Source organism: Microbacterium sp. NPDC056003 (genome assembly GCF_042274785.1).
Classification (GTDB): domain Bacteria; phylum Actinomycetota; class Actinomycetes; order Actinomycetales; family Microbacteriaceae; genus Microbacterium.
This window is the reverse complement of sequence record NZ_JBHJXQ010000002.1, coordinates 139,353-153,530: the sequence shown is the minus strand read 5'-3', so window position 1 is coordinate 153,530 and position 14,178 is coordinate 139,353. Positions and strand designations below refer to the sequence as shown.

The following is a 14,178-nucleotide window of genomic DNA, read 5'->3' as shown; positions in this document are numbered from 1 at the left end:
CACGCTACTGACCCGCTTAGGCTTCGTATTGTGCTGGAATCGCTCACCGGGTTCGTCGTCGTGGGCGTGGCCATCCTCGTCGGCTGGATCATCGGCCGGATCGATCTGCTCGGCGAGCACGGCCGGCCGGTGCTGGCCCGACTGACCTTCTTCGTGCTCTCCCCGTTCCTGCTGTTCGTCGTCCTCGCGCAGGCCGACGTGCGCACGCTGTTCTCAGCCCTGCTCCCGGTGTCGGCGATCGCCGCCGTCGCGATGATCGCGGTGTTCGTGCTCATCGCGCGCTTCGTGTGGAAGCGCTCCGTCGGCGAGACCGTGATCGGCGCCCTCAGCGCCGGGCAGGTCAACTCGAACAACATCGGCATCCCGCTGTCGCTGTACCTGCTGGGCAGCGCGGCATACCCGGCACCGGTCATCCTGCTGCAGCTGCTGATCTTCACCCCGATCACGATGTCGATCCTGGATGCCGTCACCTTCGGCCGCGCGACGCTGTGGCGCTCCATCGTCCGCACCACGACGAACCCGATCGTGCTCGGCTCGGCGCTGGGCACGCTCGTCTCGGTCAGCAGGGTCGAGCTGCCGCCGGTCGTCCTCGAACCCGCTGTGCTCATCGCCAACGCGTGCGTCCCGGTGCTGCTGATCAGCTACGGCATGTCGCTCGTCGGCCAGCGCGTGCTCGCCCCGTCGGGCCGGCGGCGCGACATCATCCTCGCGACCACGCTCAAGCTCGTCGCGATGCCCCTCGTGGCATGGGCGGTCGCCGAGTTCGTCTTCGGGCTGAGCGACCAGGACGTGCTCGTGGTGGTGGTGCTGGCCGCGCTCCCCACGGCACAGAACGTCTTCAACTACTCGCAGCGCTACGACGTCGGCGAGACGATCTCGCGGGACACCGTGTTCCTGACCACCCTGGGCTGCCTCCCGGTGCTCATCGTCATCACGCTCCTCCTCGGCTGACCTCGCGGGCGGCGTCAGGAGTCGGACAGCTCGCGGAGCATCCCGATCACGACGCGCGTGCGCCCGTCCGCGCGCAGCACGGTGAAGAGCGTGTGCGTGCACGAGCGGCAGCGCACGATCGCCGCCGTGTCGTCGAGCTCCACGACCGTCTCGGCCAGTGGTCCCGCCGCCCCGCACCCGCCGCACACTGCTGTCATGACCGTGATCTCGCCGGCCAGCAGATCGTCCATCATTCCGGCCAGCGCGTTCCCGTCGACCGTCGATGCCGCGTTCTCCGCACGCATCATGCGCCCCCGAATCGTTCCGTCTTCACGCGCTCCGGCGGATGCCCGAGGCGTACCAGCGCATCGGCGACGTGCTCGACGAACCCGGTCGGTCCGCACACGAACACCGTCGGCGCATCGCCTGCCGGCCAGACTGCTGCGCGGATCCCCTCGTCGTCGAGTCGGCCGACGCGGCCCGTCCAGCCTGCCGGAGCCTCCCGCGTGTACGCCCAGGTGACCGCCACTCCCCCGTCGCCCGCCGCCTTCTCGATCTCATCGCGATATATCGCGTCTTCGGGCCGTCGGACGGAGTACAGCAGGCGGAAGGATGCCGCAGCCGCGGCATCCCGCGCCGCCCGCGCCATCGCCATCAACGGTACGATCCCCGACCCTCCCGCGATGAGCTGCACGGGCCCCTCTCCCCCGCCCCGCCAGACGAAATAGCCGCCGAGCGGTCCCTTCACCTCGAGCTCATCGCCGGGGAGAACGTCGCGCACGAGGTACGGCGACACCTCGCCGTCGGGGATCTCGTCGACCGCGAGCTCGATGACCGGGCCTGCGCCGTAGGAGCCGAGAGAGTAGGACCGCTCGGCCTGGTAGCCGTCCTCCGCGGTCAGCCGGATGTCGACGTGCTGGCCGGCGTCGCTGCCGGGCCAGTCCTCGACGTGCAGCCGCAGGACGCGCGCGCTCGGGGTCGCCTCTTCGACCGAGGCGACCCGGGCGGGGCGCCACCCGCCGACGATCACCAATACCGCTCCTCGGTCCACGGGTCCCCGTGCATGTTGTAGCCGTTCTGCTCCCAGAACCCCGGCTCGTCGCTGTCCATGAGTGTGAGGCCCTGCACCCACTTCGCGCTCTTCCAGAAGTACAGGTGCGGGACCAGCAGCCGGGCGGGTCCGCCGTGCTCGGGGTCCAGCGGCGCGCCGTCGAACTCGAATGCCACCCACGACCTCCCGCCGAGGAGGTCCTCCAGGGGGATGTTGGTGGTGTAGCCGCCGTAAGAGTGCGCCATCGCGAACGCGGCGTCGGTGTCGACGTGCTCGAACACCGTGTCCAGGGACACGCCACGCCACGACGTGCCGAGCTTCGACCACCGGGTCACGCAGTGGATGTCGGTCGAGACGTCCTCGATCGGAAGCTCCATGAACTCGTCCCAGGTCCAGGACACCAATTCCCCCGACTCGTTCCGCACGCCGAACGACCACTCGGTCGTGTCGACCCGCGGAGTGGGTCCGGCTGACAGCACCGGAAAGTCCTCGGTCAGGTACTGCCCCGGCGGCAGGTTCGCATCGCTCTCCCGACGACGTGCCCCGAAACCGCGTGAGAAGACTGCCATGGTTGCCCTCCGTATCGGACTGCGCGCACGCTCACCGTAGTACCGGGGCCGCCGCGTGCGCGAGGGCGGAAATGCGCGCTCCCCTGCCCGAGTGCGCGACACGCAGTATGCAATGCGCTGATATTCGACCTCGGGTCTAAGCTTTGACCGCTCGTTAACAGCAAATTCTCAGAAAGGACCCTCGCATGTCCACAGCAGACGCGGCCGAGAAGTCGGCCGTCAACGGCATCCGCACGGCACTCGGCATCGGCGGTGTTCTCGCGGTCATCGTCGGCATCCTGATCCTGGCCTGGCCTGGCAAGACCGCAATGGTCGTCGCGGCGATCATCGCCATCTACGCGATCGCCGCCGGGCTCGTCTACGCCGGGCTCGGCATCTTCTCCAAGAACAAGGGCGGGTGGGCGCGCGTCGGACACATCGCGCTCGGAGTGCTCTTCGTCATCGCGGGTGTCGTCGCGCTGATGAACCTCGGCCAGACCACGGCCTGGCTGGCCGTCTTCGTCGGCATCCTCGTCGGCATCATGTGGATCGTCGAAGGCATCGTGGCTCTCTCGACCCTCGGCGACGCCGCGTCGAAGGGGTGGTCGATCTTCTTCGCGATCATCAGCATCATCGCCGGTATCGTGCTGCTCTTCTCGCCGCTGTGGGGCGCCGCGGTCCTGTGGTGGCTGATCGGCATCGCACTCATCGTGCTCGGCATCATCAACGTGGTGCGCGCGTTCACCTTCGGCAAGAAGGACCTCTGAGGCGTCGATACCGCGAAGAGGGGCCCCGGCGTCGCGCCGGGGCCCCTCTTCTCGCTGTGATCGGTCAGCCGGCCGGCAGATGCCGAGCCCACCAGTCGAGCACCGCGTCGAACCGCTGCACGCGGTGGCGCGGCTGACCGGAGCGGGTGAGCTCGTGATTCTCGCCCGGGAACACGAGCATCTCGGCCTCGGTCCCGTTGCGCTTGAGCGCCGCGTAGTAGCGCGTCGCCTGCTCGAGCGGGCACCGGAAGTCGAGCTCGGAGTGGATGACGAGGGTCGGCGTCGTCACCTGGTCGACGACCGCCATCGGGCTCTGCCGTGAGATGGCATCCGCATCGATCCCGACGTACTCGTCGCCGAAGAACGTGCCGATGTCGCTCGTGCCCTGGAAAGACACCGGGTCGAGGAATCCGCGCTCGACGATGGCCGCGGCGAACCGGTGGTCGTGGGCGATGACCCACGCGGTGAGGTAGCCGCCGTACGAGCCGCCCATCACGCCGACCCGCGCGGCGTCCAGGCGGGGATCCGACGCGATCGCGCCCTCGAGGAAGTCGATGACGTCGGCGAAGTCGACGGTGCCCATGGCCTGGCGGATGCTGCGTCCGTGCGCGCGCCCGTAGCCGGCCGAGCCCCGCGGGTTGCTGTACACGACGGCATAGCCGGCATCGACGAGGACTTGCGTCTCGTCGAACAGGTGCACGCCGTACGACGCATACGGTCCGCCGTGGATCTGCAGGATGACCGGGAACGGCCCCTCCCCTTCGGGGGCGGCGACCCATCCGTGCACCGGATAGCCGTCGCGTCCGTCGACCTCGAGCTCGCGAGGACGGACGATTCCGGATGCCGCGGCCCGCGCCCCGAAGGCGGTGAGCGTGCGGTCGGCCCCGTCCTCGACGAGCACGAGCTCACCGTACGAATCGGGGGCTGCGACAGCGGCGACGATGCGGTCGCCTGCGGCGGCATGACCTGCCACCTCGACGTCGCCGCCGAGGACTTCACTCACCTGGCCCGCGCGGGTGACGCGGAGCAGCCGCACGCGGCCGCGGGTGCGGTCCTGCACGAGGAAGTCTTCCCCTGCGATGGTGATGTGACTTCCGACCTCGCCGAGGTCGACGGATTCCGCGTCGGTCAGACGGCGGGGCCCGTCGGCTTCGAGGAGCCAGAGCCCCACCCCGGGAGCGACGAAGTCGATGCCGTCTTCGCCGACCTCGTGGCCGAGCAGCGCTACGGCCCCGTCGGGGGCGACCTCGAGACCGTAGAGCGACAGCCCGGCGTCGACGCCCAGCACCTCGCGCTGTCCTGATCCGTCGACGGCCACGGCGATGACGCGCGTGCGGAGGTCGCGACGCGACGGCTCGATCTCATCGACGGCGGTCAGCACCTCGATGCCGTCGGCGGAGAAGACGACACCGCCGTGCGACGCGGCGCCCTCGGTGAGCTGCCGCGCGTCGGACGCCACGGTCTTCTTCTTCGACGGCGTCGCGTCGCTCTCGTGGACAGCGGGGGCGGCCTCGTAGAACGGCTCGGAGTCGGTCGCCGGAGCGTCGACGACGAACACGTGCGCGGGGCGGTCGGCGATGTACCCGAGTCCGTTGGCGTGCCAGCGGATGCCGGTGATGTGGCGGGGCGCCTCGGCCGAGGCATCCAATCCCTCCACACTTCCGTAGCGCCCCTTCTCGGGAACCCGCGCGGCGAAGGCCAGTGTGCGCCCGTCGGGCGACCATGCGAAGCCCTCGACGCCGAGCACCGTGTCTGTCGCCTGCACGGGCTCGCCGCCGGCGGCCGAGACGACCCAGACCTGGCCCTTGCCTTTGGCGTCCGCGCGCACGAAAGCGAGGGTCTGCCCGTCCGGCGACAGCCGAGGGCCGGAGTCGGACGTGCCGCGCGTGAGGCGGCGGGGAGTGCCGTCGGGCAGGTCGACGCGCCAGAGCTGGCCGACGGCGCGGTTGGCTTCGAGGTCGGGGCGCGAGGTCGCGAACACGGCGAACGAGCCGTCAGGCGCGATGACGGGCCGACCGACCGAGACGAGCGTGTCGATGTCGAGCGCGCGCACGCGTCACTCCCCCGCGAACGAGCTCGTGTCGCCGACGAGGCGGGTGTTGTCCGCCGGGACGGGGTCGAGTGCGGCCGCAGCGACCTCCGCGGCGAACTCGGACACGTTGTAGAGCTTGCCGGCGTCGTCGCGGCGGGCCGCGATCGCCCCTGGGTTGGCGCGCTCGAGCAGCGTCGCGGTGATCGTGCCCTCGATCATGTCGCCCGACACGACCACGAAGCCGATTCCGCGCTCCCTCAGCGCGGGGACGCGCTCGCGCAGGGCGTCTTCGCCCGCGCGCTTCGAGAGGGCGACCGGCTCGTACTCCGGCATGGTGGGGGTGGTGCGGATGAAGTGCGCCTGGTGGCTCGTCACGAACACGACGCGCGAACCGTCGCCGAGGAGCGGCAGAGCGGTCTCGAGCACACGCACCTGTGCGTCGCGGTTGAGCTGAAGCGCGTAGTCCTCCGCCATGCCGGACTCCATGCCGCCCGAGGCGTTGAGCACGAGGATGTCGAGGCTGCCGAACACACGACCGACCTCGTCGAACATCGCCTGCACCGAGTCCGCGTCGGTGAGGTCGGCGCCGACCACGAGCACCTCGACGCCGAGTCCACGCAGCTCGGTGGCGAGCTTCTCAGCACGCGGCGCCTTGTTGCGGTAGTTGATGACGACGTTCGCGCCCGCCTCGGCGAGATAGCGCGTGGTGTCGGCGCCGATGCCGCGTGAGGAACCGGTCACGAGCGCGGTCTTGCCGCTCAGCGAACCGGCAGGAAGCGTGGGGGATGTCTCAGTCACGCCCTCGACCCTACCTGCTAGGTTCGAAGGACAAGGAGGCGCATCGTGGAGCTCATCCAGACCATCGAGCAGTGGGCGTGGATCGGGTGGCTCGTGCTGATCCTGGTCTTTCTGGTCATCGAGATGCTCACGCTCGATTTCACGTTCCTGATGCTGAGCATCGGAGGTCTCGCGGGTCTCGGCTCCGATCTCCTCGGGGCGCCCATCTGGCTGCAGGTCATCGTCGCCGGCGTCGTCGCGGCCGTGCTCGTCCTCTTCCTGCGGCCGCCGCTTCTTCGGCGCCTTCGGCGCGGTGAGGACCCGACGCCCTCCAATGTCGACGCCCTCATCGATCTCCGCGGACGTGTGATCGCGACCGTGTCCACGCACGGCGGCCAGGTCAAGCTCGCCAACGGAGACGTGTGGACGGCGCGCTCCGAGGCCGGCGAGCTCGAGCCGGGCACCCCCATCCATGTCAGTCGGATCGACGGCGCCACCGCTGTCGTGCGTTCCGACGCCCCGACCGCATCTCCGACGGAGGACCCCCGCGCATGACCGACCTCGACACCCTGATTCCCACCACGATCGCCTGGCTCCTGGCGATCGCGGTCTTCATCTTCGTGCTGGTCGTGATCGTCCGCTCGATCCGGATCATTCCGCAGGCGAGCGCCGGCATCGTCGAGCGCCTCGGTCGCTACCACAAGACGCTCAGCCCGGGACTGAACCTCCTGGTCCCGTTCATCGACCGCCTTCGTCCCCTCATCGACATGCGCGAGCAGGTCGTCTCGTTCCCGCCGCAGCCCGTGATCACCGAAGACAACCTCGTCGTCTCGATCGACACGGTGGTCTACTTCCAGGTCACCGACGCGCGCGCCGCCACCTACGAGATCGCGAACTATTTGGGCGCCGTCGAGCAGCTCACCACCACGACACTGCGCAACGTCGTCGGTGGTCTGAACCTCGAAGAGGCACTGACGAGCCGTGACAACATCAACGGCCAGCTGCGTCTCGTCCTCGACGAGGCGACGGGCAAGTGGGGCATCCGCGTCGGACGCGTCGAGCTCAAGGCGATCGACCCGCCGCACTCGATCCAGGACTCGATGGAGAAGCAGATGCGCGCCGAGCGGGACCGCCGCGCGCTCATCCTCACGGCTGAGGGCACGAAGCAGTCGGCCATCCTGACCGCCGAAGGTCAGCGACAGGCCGAGATCCTGAAGGCCGAGGGCGACAAGCAGGCCGCCGTGCTGCGCGCCCAGGGCGAGGCCGAGGCGATCCAGACGGTCTTCGACGCCATCCACGTCGGCAACCCCGATGACAAGCTCCTGGCCTACCAGTACCTGCAGACCCTGCCGAAGATCGCCGACAGCGCCTCGAGCAAGCTCTGGATCATCCCGAGTGAGTTCACCGAGGCGCTCAAGGGGCTCAGCGGCTCATTCCTCGGTGCCGCGACCGACGCACCCACGCCGCAGCGCGGCGTCGAGCCGCCCGCTCCGTGACCCACCCCTGGTTCGAGGGCGCCCGCACCCCGCGGGTCCTCGCGCATCGGGGGCTGGTGGTGGCGGAGGATGCCGCGCACGGCGTCGAGGAGAACTCCTTCGCCGCCGTCGCCGCAGCCCACTCGGCGGGCGCCGAGTACGTCGAGTCGGACTGCCACGTCACTGCGGACGGGGTCGTCGTGCTGTTCCACGACGACGACCTCTCGCGGGTGACCGGTGACCCCCGGCTCGTCGCCGACATCACGTCCGTCGAACTCGGGGAGCTGATGTCCGGCCGCGGGGGTCTCATCACTCTCGCCCAGGCCCTTGACGCGTTCCCCACACTCCGGTTCAACCTCGATGTCAAGGCGGCCGCAGCCGCCGTGCCCGTCGGCCGGATCGTGGCGCCGCACGGCGACCGCGTGCTGCTCACGAGCTTCTCCGATCAACGGCGACGCGCGGCCCTGGCCTCCGCGGAAGCGTCGGCGCGCGGCATCCGTCCCGCCACCTCCGCCGGCTCGGCGACGATAGGACGACTTCTCGCCGCCGTCGCCACGCGCTCGGATCGACTCGTGCGTCGCGCGCTCCAGGGGGTGGACGTGCTGCAGATCCCCGAGCGGCAAGGCCGTCTGCGCGTCCTCACACCGCGGCTGATCTCCGCCGCCCACCACCACGATGTCGAGGTGCACGTGTGGACCGTGAACGAGCCGGACGACATGCGCCGGCTGATCGACTCGGGTGTCGACGGCGTGGTGACCGACCGAGCCGATCTCGCACTCCGCACGCTGGGCTGACTCCGTTCCGCCAGACGGACGAGGCGCTGCTCCTTCCCCCCTGTGCATCCACTGTGAAAGGCGCGCGCGCAAGCCCCTTTCGGATGATCCGCTCAGGTCGCTTGGTTATACCTATACAGCGACGAGAGGACCACAAAATGGCAGACCGCAGCTTGCGCGGCATCCGACTCGGCGCCCAGAGCCTACAGAGCGAAGAGGGCGTCGTGTTCCATGAGCGTGCACAGCACATCTATTCGTGTACGTCTTGCGGACGTGACACGACACTGACTTTCGCGGCCGACGCCGAGGTTCCGCCGGCATGGGAGTGCCGCACCTGTGGTGCGGAGGCGCTCCTGCGCGTCGGTGAGGGCACCGCGACGGTCGACCACTCGGGTGACAAGACCCCCCGCTCGCACTGGGACATGCTGCTCGAGCGGCGTTCCCTGCCCGAGCTCGAGGAGCTCCTCGAGGAGCGTCTCGCCTATGTTCGCGCCCGTCGCGGCGCCGGCGAGGACGTCACCCTCGACAAGATCAGCGCCTGACCCTCAGTCAGCCGCCTGCGCGACGCCGGTTCCTGCGGGAACCGGCGTTTTCGCGTCCCGGCGGCCGGTGAGCGTCACCGCGACGCCCAGCGCGATGAGCACGAGAAGGCTGCCCCACCCGAGCAGAGCCTGCACCCAAGGGCCTGCGATGACCGCGGGCGTCAGCCCGGTGCGCAGCGGCACCTCGGTCAGCATGTGCCCCGCCTCACCGGCCGGCAGTCCGTCGAGGGTGCTGCCGTCGGGCGCGATCACCTGGCTGGTGCCCACGGTCGACAGGTTCACGACGGAACGGCCGGTCTCGACCGCGCGCATGCGCGCGAACGCCAGCTGCTGCAGATTCTCGTCGGTGTCGCGGAAGTCGGCGTTGTTGGTCTGGAACATGTAGACCTCGGCGCCGTCCTGGGCGCCGGCCCAGATGACCTCGTCGTAGATGACGTCGAAACAGATGGCGAGGCCGACGCCGACCCCGTCCACGTCGAGGAACGGCGCATTCGTGCCGGGCGTGTACTCCCGCTGGATCAGGCCGATGAGGTCGGGGGCGAGCGACTCGTAGAACCACCGATCGGGCACGTACTCCCCCATCGGCACGGGGTTGGTCTTGTCGTGGTACTGGACCGCGCCTTCGCCTGCCTTCCACAGCATCGAGGTGTTGAACGTGTCCTCGCCGCGCGTGGTCGCTGCATTGACGATGAGGGGTGCGCCGATCCGCTGCGAGAGCGCATCGAGCGTGCGCGCCGTGCTCTCGTTACGGGTCGGGTCGGAGTCGATGCCGCCCTCCGGCCAGAGCAGGACGTCCACGTCCTCATCGAGAAGCGGAGCGGATGCCGCCAGCTGCGCGTTCAGCACCTCGTTGCGGTCTCGCGGGTCGAAGTAGCCGGAGGGGCCGTTGCCCTGGGCGCTGCCGACGCGCAGGGTGCCCGCCGCGGTCGTCGGGAAGGCAGGCACGAGCAGCAGCAGGGCCGCGAGGCCGATCGAGGGAACTGCGGTGCGCACGTCGCGGAACCGGGCGGCTCGCCCCCACTCGATGGCTGCCGCCGTGAAGGTCACCATCAGGAAGGAGAGGCCGGCGACACCCGTCCACGACGCGAGGTGTGCCAGCGGGCTCTCGGACTGGCTCATGCCGATGCGCGCCCACGGGAACCCGGTGTAGGGCCACGAACCCATGAACAGCTCGCGTGCCGTCCACAGACCGCCGATGAGGATCGGCAGGGCGATGAGCGACGACCATCGCGAGCGGAAGAGCCGTGGCATCCATCGGTATGCCAGCGTCAGCGCGATCGAGCCGACCGCCATGAAGACCGTCTCGAGGCCGGCGAGGGCGAACCAGGGAACGAGGCCGAGGTAGCGCGTGATCCACATGATGTGGATCAGGTAGAACGTGGCGCCGAAGACGAAGCCGACCAGCAGCGCACCCCCCGCCGAGCGACCGATGAGGGCGACGAGCGACAGCCCGACGCCGACGAACGCCAGCGGCCACCATCCGACGGAGGGGTAGGCAAGGTCCAGGATCGCCCCGCCCGCGATCGACGCCACGACAGCGGCCCACAGGGGCAGGAGCGGGCGCGGCGCGGCGGCGAGAGGCACGTGAATACCCTAAGCGGCGGGAACTGGACGGCCGCTGTCAGACGGCCGAGTAGGCGACGATTCCGCGGCGAACGGACTCCAGCGCCTTCCGTGCGGTCGAGGCGAGGGCGGGCTCGGCCACGATCGAGAGCTGGTCGAGGAGGTCGATCGTCTGCTTCGACCAGCGCACGAAGTCGCCCGCGGCCATGTCGGCCTCGCTCAGCACACGGTCGAGCATGCCCCCGCGCGCCCACGAGTGCATGGCCTGCGCCAGTCCCGCGGCGATGGGCTCGGACCCGGGCAGCCGGTGCTCGCGCTCGAGGTCGTCGAGTCGCTGCCACAGGTCGAGGGTCTCGGCGAACGCGGTGCGGAACGGCCCACGCGGGAGGCCCCGCTCCCCCGGTCCGGCCTCGTCGCGCCGCGGCTCGTACACGATGCAGCAGGCGAGTGCGGCGAGCGACGGGGCGTCGAGGGCGTCCCACAGGCCGCGTCGCAGTGACTCCGCGACCAGCAGGTCGCGCTCGCCGTAGATGCGGCGCATCGTGCGCCCCGACGGCGTGAGCGTGGTCACGCCCGCGTCGTCGAGTCGCACGTAGTCGAGCTCGTCGAGCACGTCGACCACGCGGTCGAAGATGCGGGCGACGGTGCCGGTGCGGGTGTCGATCTGCTGACGCAGCTTGTCGACCGTGCGACGCAGCTTCCAGTACCGCTCCGCCCATCGCGCGTGCTGCTCCCGGTCGGGGCACTGGTGGCACCCGTGTCGCTGCATGCGCTTGCGCAGGCTCGCGATCTGGCGCTGCCGCTCATCGCGTGTGCGGCGCGAGGCGTTCGCATCCTTGCGGTTCAGCTTCTCGAGGTCGCTCAGCTCGCGCCGGATGGCGGAGTACTCGGTGAAGTCGCCGCGGTCGCACGTCATGGCCTGCTCGTAGCCGGCGAGGGACTCCTCCTGCTCACGAACCTGGCGGGCGAGTCCGACGACGGCGCGGTCGGCCTGGAACTGTGCGAACGACGACTCGAGGATCTCGCGGGCGCGCGCCCGCCCGAACTGGTCGATCAGGTTGACCGCCATGTTGTAGGTCGGCCGGAAGCTGGAGTTGAGCGGATACGTCCGGCGCGAGGCGAGCGCCGCCACTGCCTGTGGGTCGAGGCCCTCCGTCCACTGGATCACCGCGTGGCCTTCGACGTCGATCCCGCGACGTCCCGCGCGGCCGGTGAGCTGTGTGTACTCCCCCGACGTGATCGCGACGCGGGCCTCGCCGTTGAACTTCTCGAGCTTCTCGAGCACCACGGTGCGCGCGGGCATGTTGATGCCGAGCGCGAGGGTCTCGGTGGCGAAGACGACTTTCACCAGCTTGCGCTGGAAGAGGTCCTCGACGACCTCCTTGAACGCCGGGAGCAACCCCGCATGATGCGACGCCACACCGCGCTCGAGATTGTCGAGCCACTCCCAGTAGCCGAGCACGACGAGGTCCTCGTCGTGCAGGCTGCGCGTGCGCTCCTCGACGATCGCGCGGATCTCGGCGCGCTCCTCGTGTGACGTCAGTCGCACGCCGGCGCGGCGCACCTGCTGCACGGCGGCGTCGCAGCCGACGCGGCTGAAGATGAAGAAGATCGCCGGCAGCAGGTTGGCACGCGCGAGCAGCTCGACGACGTCGGGGCGGTCGAGTCGTTCGATCCGCTGCACGTTCGCGGACCGCACGGGGCGCTTCCCGCCACGGTTCGGACGACGGCGGGATGCCTCGTACCCCGCGTTGCGCGCACTGCTGGCCGACTGCGCCCGGCGGTTGTTGTCGAAGTTCGCTCCCTTGAACGACCGGATGCGCATGAGCTCCTGGTTCACCTGCGCGGTCGCGATGCCGGCGCGGTCGTCGAAAAGAGGCAGCAGATCGCCGCGGACGAGCACATGCTGCTCGAGCGGCACGGGACGCGTCTCGGACACGATCACCTCGGTGTCGCCGCGCACCGTGTCGAGCCAGTCGCCGAACTCCTCGGCGTTCGACACGGTCGCCGAGAGCGAGACCAGCTTCACACTCGGCGGCAGGTGGATGATGATCTCCTCCCACACCGCGCCGCGGAACCGGTCGGCGAGGTAGTGCACCTCGTCCATCACGACGTACCTCAGTCCGCGAAGGGCGGGCGAGTCGGCGTACAGCATGTTGCGCAGCACCTCGGTCGTCATGACCACGATGCGCGCGCCGCCGTTGATGTTCGTGTCGCCGGTGAGCAGGCCGACGTCGTCGGGACCGTAGCCGTCCTGCAGCTCGCGGAACTTCTGGTTCGACAGCGCCTTGATCGGCGTCGTGTAGAAGGCCTTGTCGCCGTGGCCGCCGACCACGGGCTCGCGCATGGCGAGGTGCACCGCGAACTCGCCGACGATGGTCTTGCCCGCGCCGGTGGGCGCGGCCACCAGCACGCTGCGACCCTCCTCGAGGGCGCGGCATCCGGCGATCTGGAACTCGTCGAGCGTGAAGCGCTGGGAAGCCGCGAACGCGGCCGTGATCGGATGGCTCCGGTCCAGGGCGGCGGACGCCTGTGCGCGGGCGTACCGCTCGGACGGACCGGGGTCGGTCATGCGGCGGCCTCGGGCGGGAGGAATTCGGCCTGGCGCTTGGCCTTGCGCCGGTCGAACAGCATCGACAGAACGGCGGCGGCGAAGAACAGCACCACCAGGATGCCGGCGAGCATCAGCATGCTGACGACGTCGGCGGCCGGAGTGGCCAGCGCCGCGAAGATCACCGCGATGAGCACCGCGACGCGCCAGCCCTTGAGGATCGCCCGCCCCGACATGACGCCGGCGAGATTCATCGCCACGAGGAAGACCGGCAGGATGAAGGCGACGCCGACGACGACCAGCAGTTTGAAGACGAAGTCGTAGTAGAACAGCGCGTCGTAGAACTGCGCGCCGCCCTGCGGCACGAACGTGGCCATGAGCTCGACGACGTGCGGCATGATCAGCAGGCCGACGTAGCAGCCCGCGAAGAACAGCGGAACGGCGGCGGCCATGAAGCCGACCGTGTACCGGATCTCCTTGCGCGTGAGTCCGGGCATGATGAACGCCCAGATCTGCCAGATCCAGATCGGCGCCGAGATCAGGATGCCGATTGCGAACGAGATGCGCAGTCTCATGTCGAACGGACCGGTGATGGTCTGGTACATGAATTCGACCTTGCCCTCTTCTCCCTGCGTCTCCGCGACGACGCGGATCGGCTCGGTGATGAGGTGGATGACCGGGTCGGTGATGAAGAACGCCACGACCATGCCGACGACGAGGGCGAGGGCCGCCCACATCAGGCGCCGACGCAGCTCGATCAAGTGCTGCCCCAGCGACATGCGCCTGTCACGCCGCGTCGGGTCGGGTTCTCCTACGCGCGGCGGTCCCGCCGTTGCCACGACGGCGTCAGGGCTTGGAATCGGCGGTGCCGCCGGCGTCCGTCCGGATCTCCGTCGACGGAGCCTCGGTCGAGGCGGCGGTGGCCGACTCTGCGTCGGTCTTGGACGAGTCTTCGTCCTTCATCGCCTTCATCTCACCTTTGAAGACGCGAGCGGACTGACCCATGCTCTTGGCCAGCGCAGGCAGCTTCGCCGCGCCGAACAGCAGCAGGATCACAGCGAGGATGATCAGGAAGTGCCACCCCGTGAGGCCTTGCAGCATGTCGATTTCCTTTCGGCGGGTCCGGACTCAGTGTAACCCGCGGTCGGGCGGCGAAGTGCGCTGGGCGG

The 14,178-nt window shown here is 69.4% G+C and carries 15 protein-coding genes; 6 read left to right on the top strand and 9 right to left on the bottom strand.

Going from position 1 to position 14,178, the window contains the following annotated elements; translation table 11 throughout:
* The first annotated feature begins 30 nt into the window (after window positions 1–30).
* Entirely contained in the window at window positions 31–951 is a 921-nt protein-coding gene (locus ACFC1W_RS10045; RefSeq protein WP_375991836.1) for an AEC family transporter, read from the top strand.
* Between the two features lie 14 nt (window positions 952–965).
* Here the strand turns inward: ACFC1W_RS10045 and ACFC1W_RS10040 are convergent, their stop codons facing one another.
* Genes ACFC1W_RS10040 through ACFC1W_RS10030 form a run of 3 tightly spaced genes read right to left on the bottom strand, consistent with a single transcriptional unit; the run spans window position 966 to window position 2,550 of the window.
* A complete protein-coding gene (locus tag ACFC1W_RS10040) occupies window positions 966–1,238 on the bottom strand; it encodes a DUF6510 family protein (protein WP_375991833.1) in 273 nt (90 codons plus the stop codon).
* Window positions 1,235–1,960 (bottom strand): FAD-binding oxidoreductase, encoded by a 726-nt coding sequence (locus ACFC1W_RS10035; protein ID WP_375992874.1) that lies wholly within the window; start codon window positions 1,958–1,960, stop codon window positions 1,235–1,237. The genes ACFC1W_RS10040 and ACFC1W_RS10035 overlap by 4 nt, the downstream gene beginning before the upstream one ends.
* Window positions 1,957–2,550, bottom strand: coding sequence for a sulfite oxidase-like oxidoreductase (locus tag ACFC1W_RS10030; RefSeq protein WP_375991830.1), 594 nt, complete (start codon window positions 2,548–2,550; stop codon window positions 1,957–1,959). The genes ACFC1W_RS10035 and ACFC1W_RS10030 overlap by 4 nt, the downstream gene beginning before the upstream one ends.
* Window positions 2,551–2,735: 185 nt before the next feature.
* Here ACFC1W_RS10030 and ACFC1W_RS10025 point away from each other — a divergent pair, with 185 nt between their 5' ends.
* Window positions 2,736–3,296: an HdeD family acid-resistance protein gene (locus ACFC1W_RS10025; RefSeq protein WP_241110595.1), complete on the top strand. Its 561-nt coding sequence runs from the start codon at window positions 2,736–2,738 to the stop codon at window positions 3,294–3,296.
* Window positions 3,297–3,360: 64 nt separating this feature from the next.
* Here the strand turns inward: ACFC1W_RS10025 and ACFC1W_RS10020 are convergent, their stop codons facing one another.
* Window positions 3,361–5,349 (bottom strand): S9 family peptidase, encoded by a 1,989-nt coding sequence (locus ACFC1W_RS10020; RefSeq protein ID WP_375991827.1) that lies wholly within the window; start codon window positions 5,347–5,349, stop codon window positions 3,361–3,363.
* A gap of 3 nt (window positions 5,350–5,352) precedes the next feature.
* Entirely contained in the window at window positions 5,353–6,126 is a 774-nt protein-coding gene (locus ACFC1W_RS10015; protein ID WP_375991824.1) for an SDR family oxidoreductase, read from the bottom strand.
* Window positions 6,127–6,171: 45 nt separating this feature from the next.
* Between ACFC1W_RS10015 and ACFC1W_RS10010 the strand changes: the two genes are divergently transcribed.
* The 4 genes from ACFC1W_RS10010 to ACFC1W_RS09995 all read left to right on the top strand — a co-directional run bounded on the left by ACFC1W_RS10010 (window position 6,172) and on the right by ACFC1W_RS09995 (window position 8,895).
* Complete coding sequence (locus ACFC1W_RS10010) at window positions 6,172–6,660, top strand: NfeD family protein (RefSeq protein WP_241110592.1); 489 nt, start codon at window positions 6,172–6,174, stop codon at window positions 6,658–6,660.
* The gene (locus tag ACFC1W_RS10005) at window positions 6,657–7,601 is read left to right on the top strand and encodes an SPFH domain-containing protein (protein ID WP_375991821.1); all 945 of its coding nucleotides are present in this window, start codon (window positions 6,657–6,659) and stop codon (window positions 7,599–7,601) included. Before ACFC1W_RS10010 ends, ACFC1W_RS10005 begins: the two co-directional genes overlap by 4 nt.
* Window positions 7,598–8,374, top strand: coding sequence for a glycerophosphodiester phosphodiesterase family protein (locus ACFC1W_RS10000; RefSeq protein ID WP_375991818.1), 777 nt, complete (start codon window positions 7,598–7,600; stop codon window positions 8,372–8,374). Before ACFC1W_RS10005 ends, ACFC1W_RS10000 begins: the two co-directional genes overlap by 4 nt.
* 137 nt (window positions 8,375–8,511) lie before the next feature.
* Window positions 8,512–8,895, top strand: coding sequence for an RNA polymerase-binding protein RbpA (locus ACFC1W_RS09995; RefSeq protein WP_241110589.1), 384 nt, complete (start codon window positions 8,512–8,514; stop codon window positions 8,893–8,895).
* Between the two features lie 3 nt (window positions 8,896–8,898).
* Here ACFC1W_RS09995 and lnt read toward each other — a convergent pair whose 3' ends face one another.
* The 4 genes from lnt to tatA form a co-directional block, all read right to left on the bottom strand.
* Window positions 8,899–10,479: an apolipoprotein N-acyltransferase gene (gene lnt, locus ACFC1W_RS09990; RefSeq protein WP_375991814.1), complete on the bottom strand. Its 1,581-nt coding sequence runs from the start codon at window positions 10,477–10,479 to the stop codon at window positions 8,899–8,901.
* Window positions 10,480–10,516: 37 nt separating this feature from the next.
* Entirely contained in the window at window positions 10,517–13,030 is a 2,514-nt protein-coding gene (locus tag ACFC1W_RS09985; protein WP_375991811.1) for a DEAD/DEAH box helicase, read from the bottom strand.
* Window positions 13,027–13,788 (bottom strand): twin-arginine translocase subunit TatC, encoded by a 762-nt coding sequence (tatC, locus tag ACFC1W_RS09980; RefSeq protein WP_375991809.1) that lies wholly within the window; start codon window positions 13,786–13,788, stop codon window positions 13,027–13,029. Before tatC ends, ACFC1W_RS09985 begins: the two co-directional genes overlap by 4 nt.
* Window positions 13,789–13,855: 67 nt before the next feature.
* Entirely contained in the window at window positions 13,856–14,110 is a 255-nt protein-coding gene (gene tatA, locus ACFC1W_RS09975; protein ID WP_191766520.1) for a Sec-independent protein translocase subunit TatA, read from the bottom strand.
* Window positions 14,111–14,178 lie beyond the last annotated feature (68 nt).

Excerpts from the sequence above, each read along its gene's own strand:
- ACFC1W_RS10040 (WP_375991833.1), bottom strand. The coding sequence starts at position 1,238 with ATGATGCGTGCGGAGAACGCGGCATCGACGGTCGACGGGAACGCGCTG.
- ACFC1W_RS10030 (WP_375991830.1), bottom strand. The coding sequence starts at position 2,550 with ATGGCAGTCTTCTCACGCGGTTTCGGGGCACGTCGTCGGGAGAGCGAT.
- ACFC1W_RS10025 (WP_241110595.1), top strand. The coding sequence starts at position 2,736 with ATGTCCACAGCAGACGCGGCCGAGAAGTCGGCCGTCAACGGCATCCGC.
- ACFC1W_RS09985 (WP_375991811.1), bottom strand. The coding sequence starts at position 13,030 with ATGACCGACCCCGGTCCGTCCGAGCGGTACGCCCGCGCACAGGCGTCC.
- ACFC1W_RS09995 (WP_241110589.1), top strand. The coding sequence starts at position 8,512 with ATGGCAGACCGCAGCTTGCGCGGCATCCGACTCGGCGCCCAGAGCCTA.
- tatC (WP_375991809.1), bottom strand. The coding sequence starts at position 13,788 with ATGTCGCTGGGGCAGCACTTGATCGAGCTGCGTCGGCGCCTGATGTGG.
- ACFC1W_RS10005 (WP_375991821.1), top strand. The coding sequence starts at position 6,657 with ATGACCGACCTCGACACCCTGATTCCCACCACGATCGCCTGGCTCCTG.
- tatA (WP_191766520.1), bottom strand. The coding sequence starts at position 14,110 with ATGCTGCAAGGCCTCACGGGGTGGCACTTCCTGATCATCCTCGCTGTG.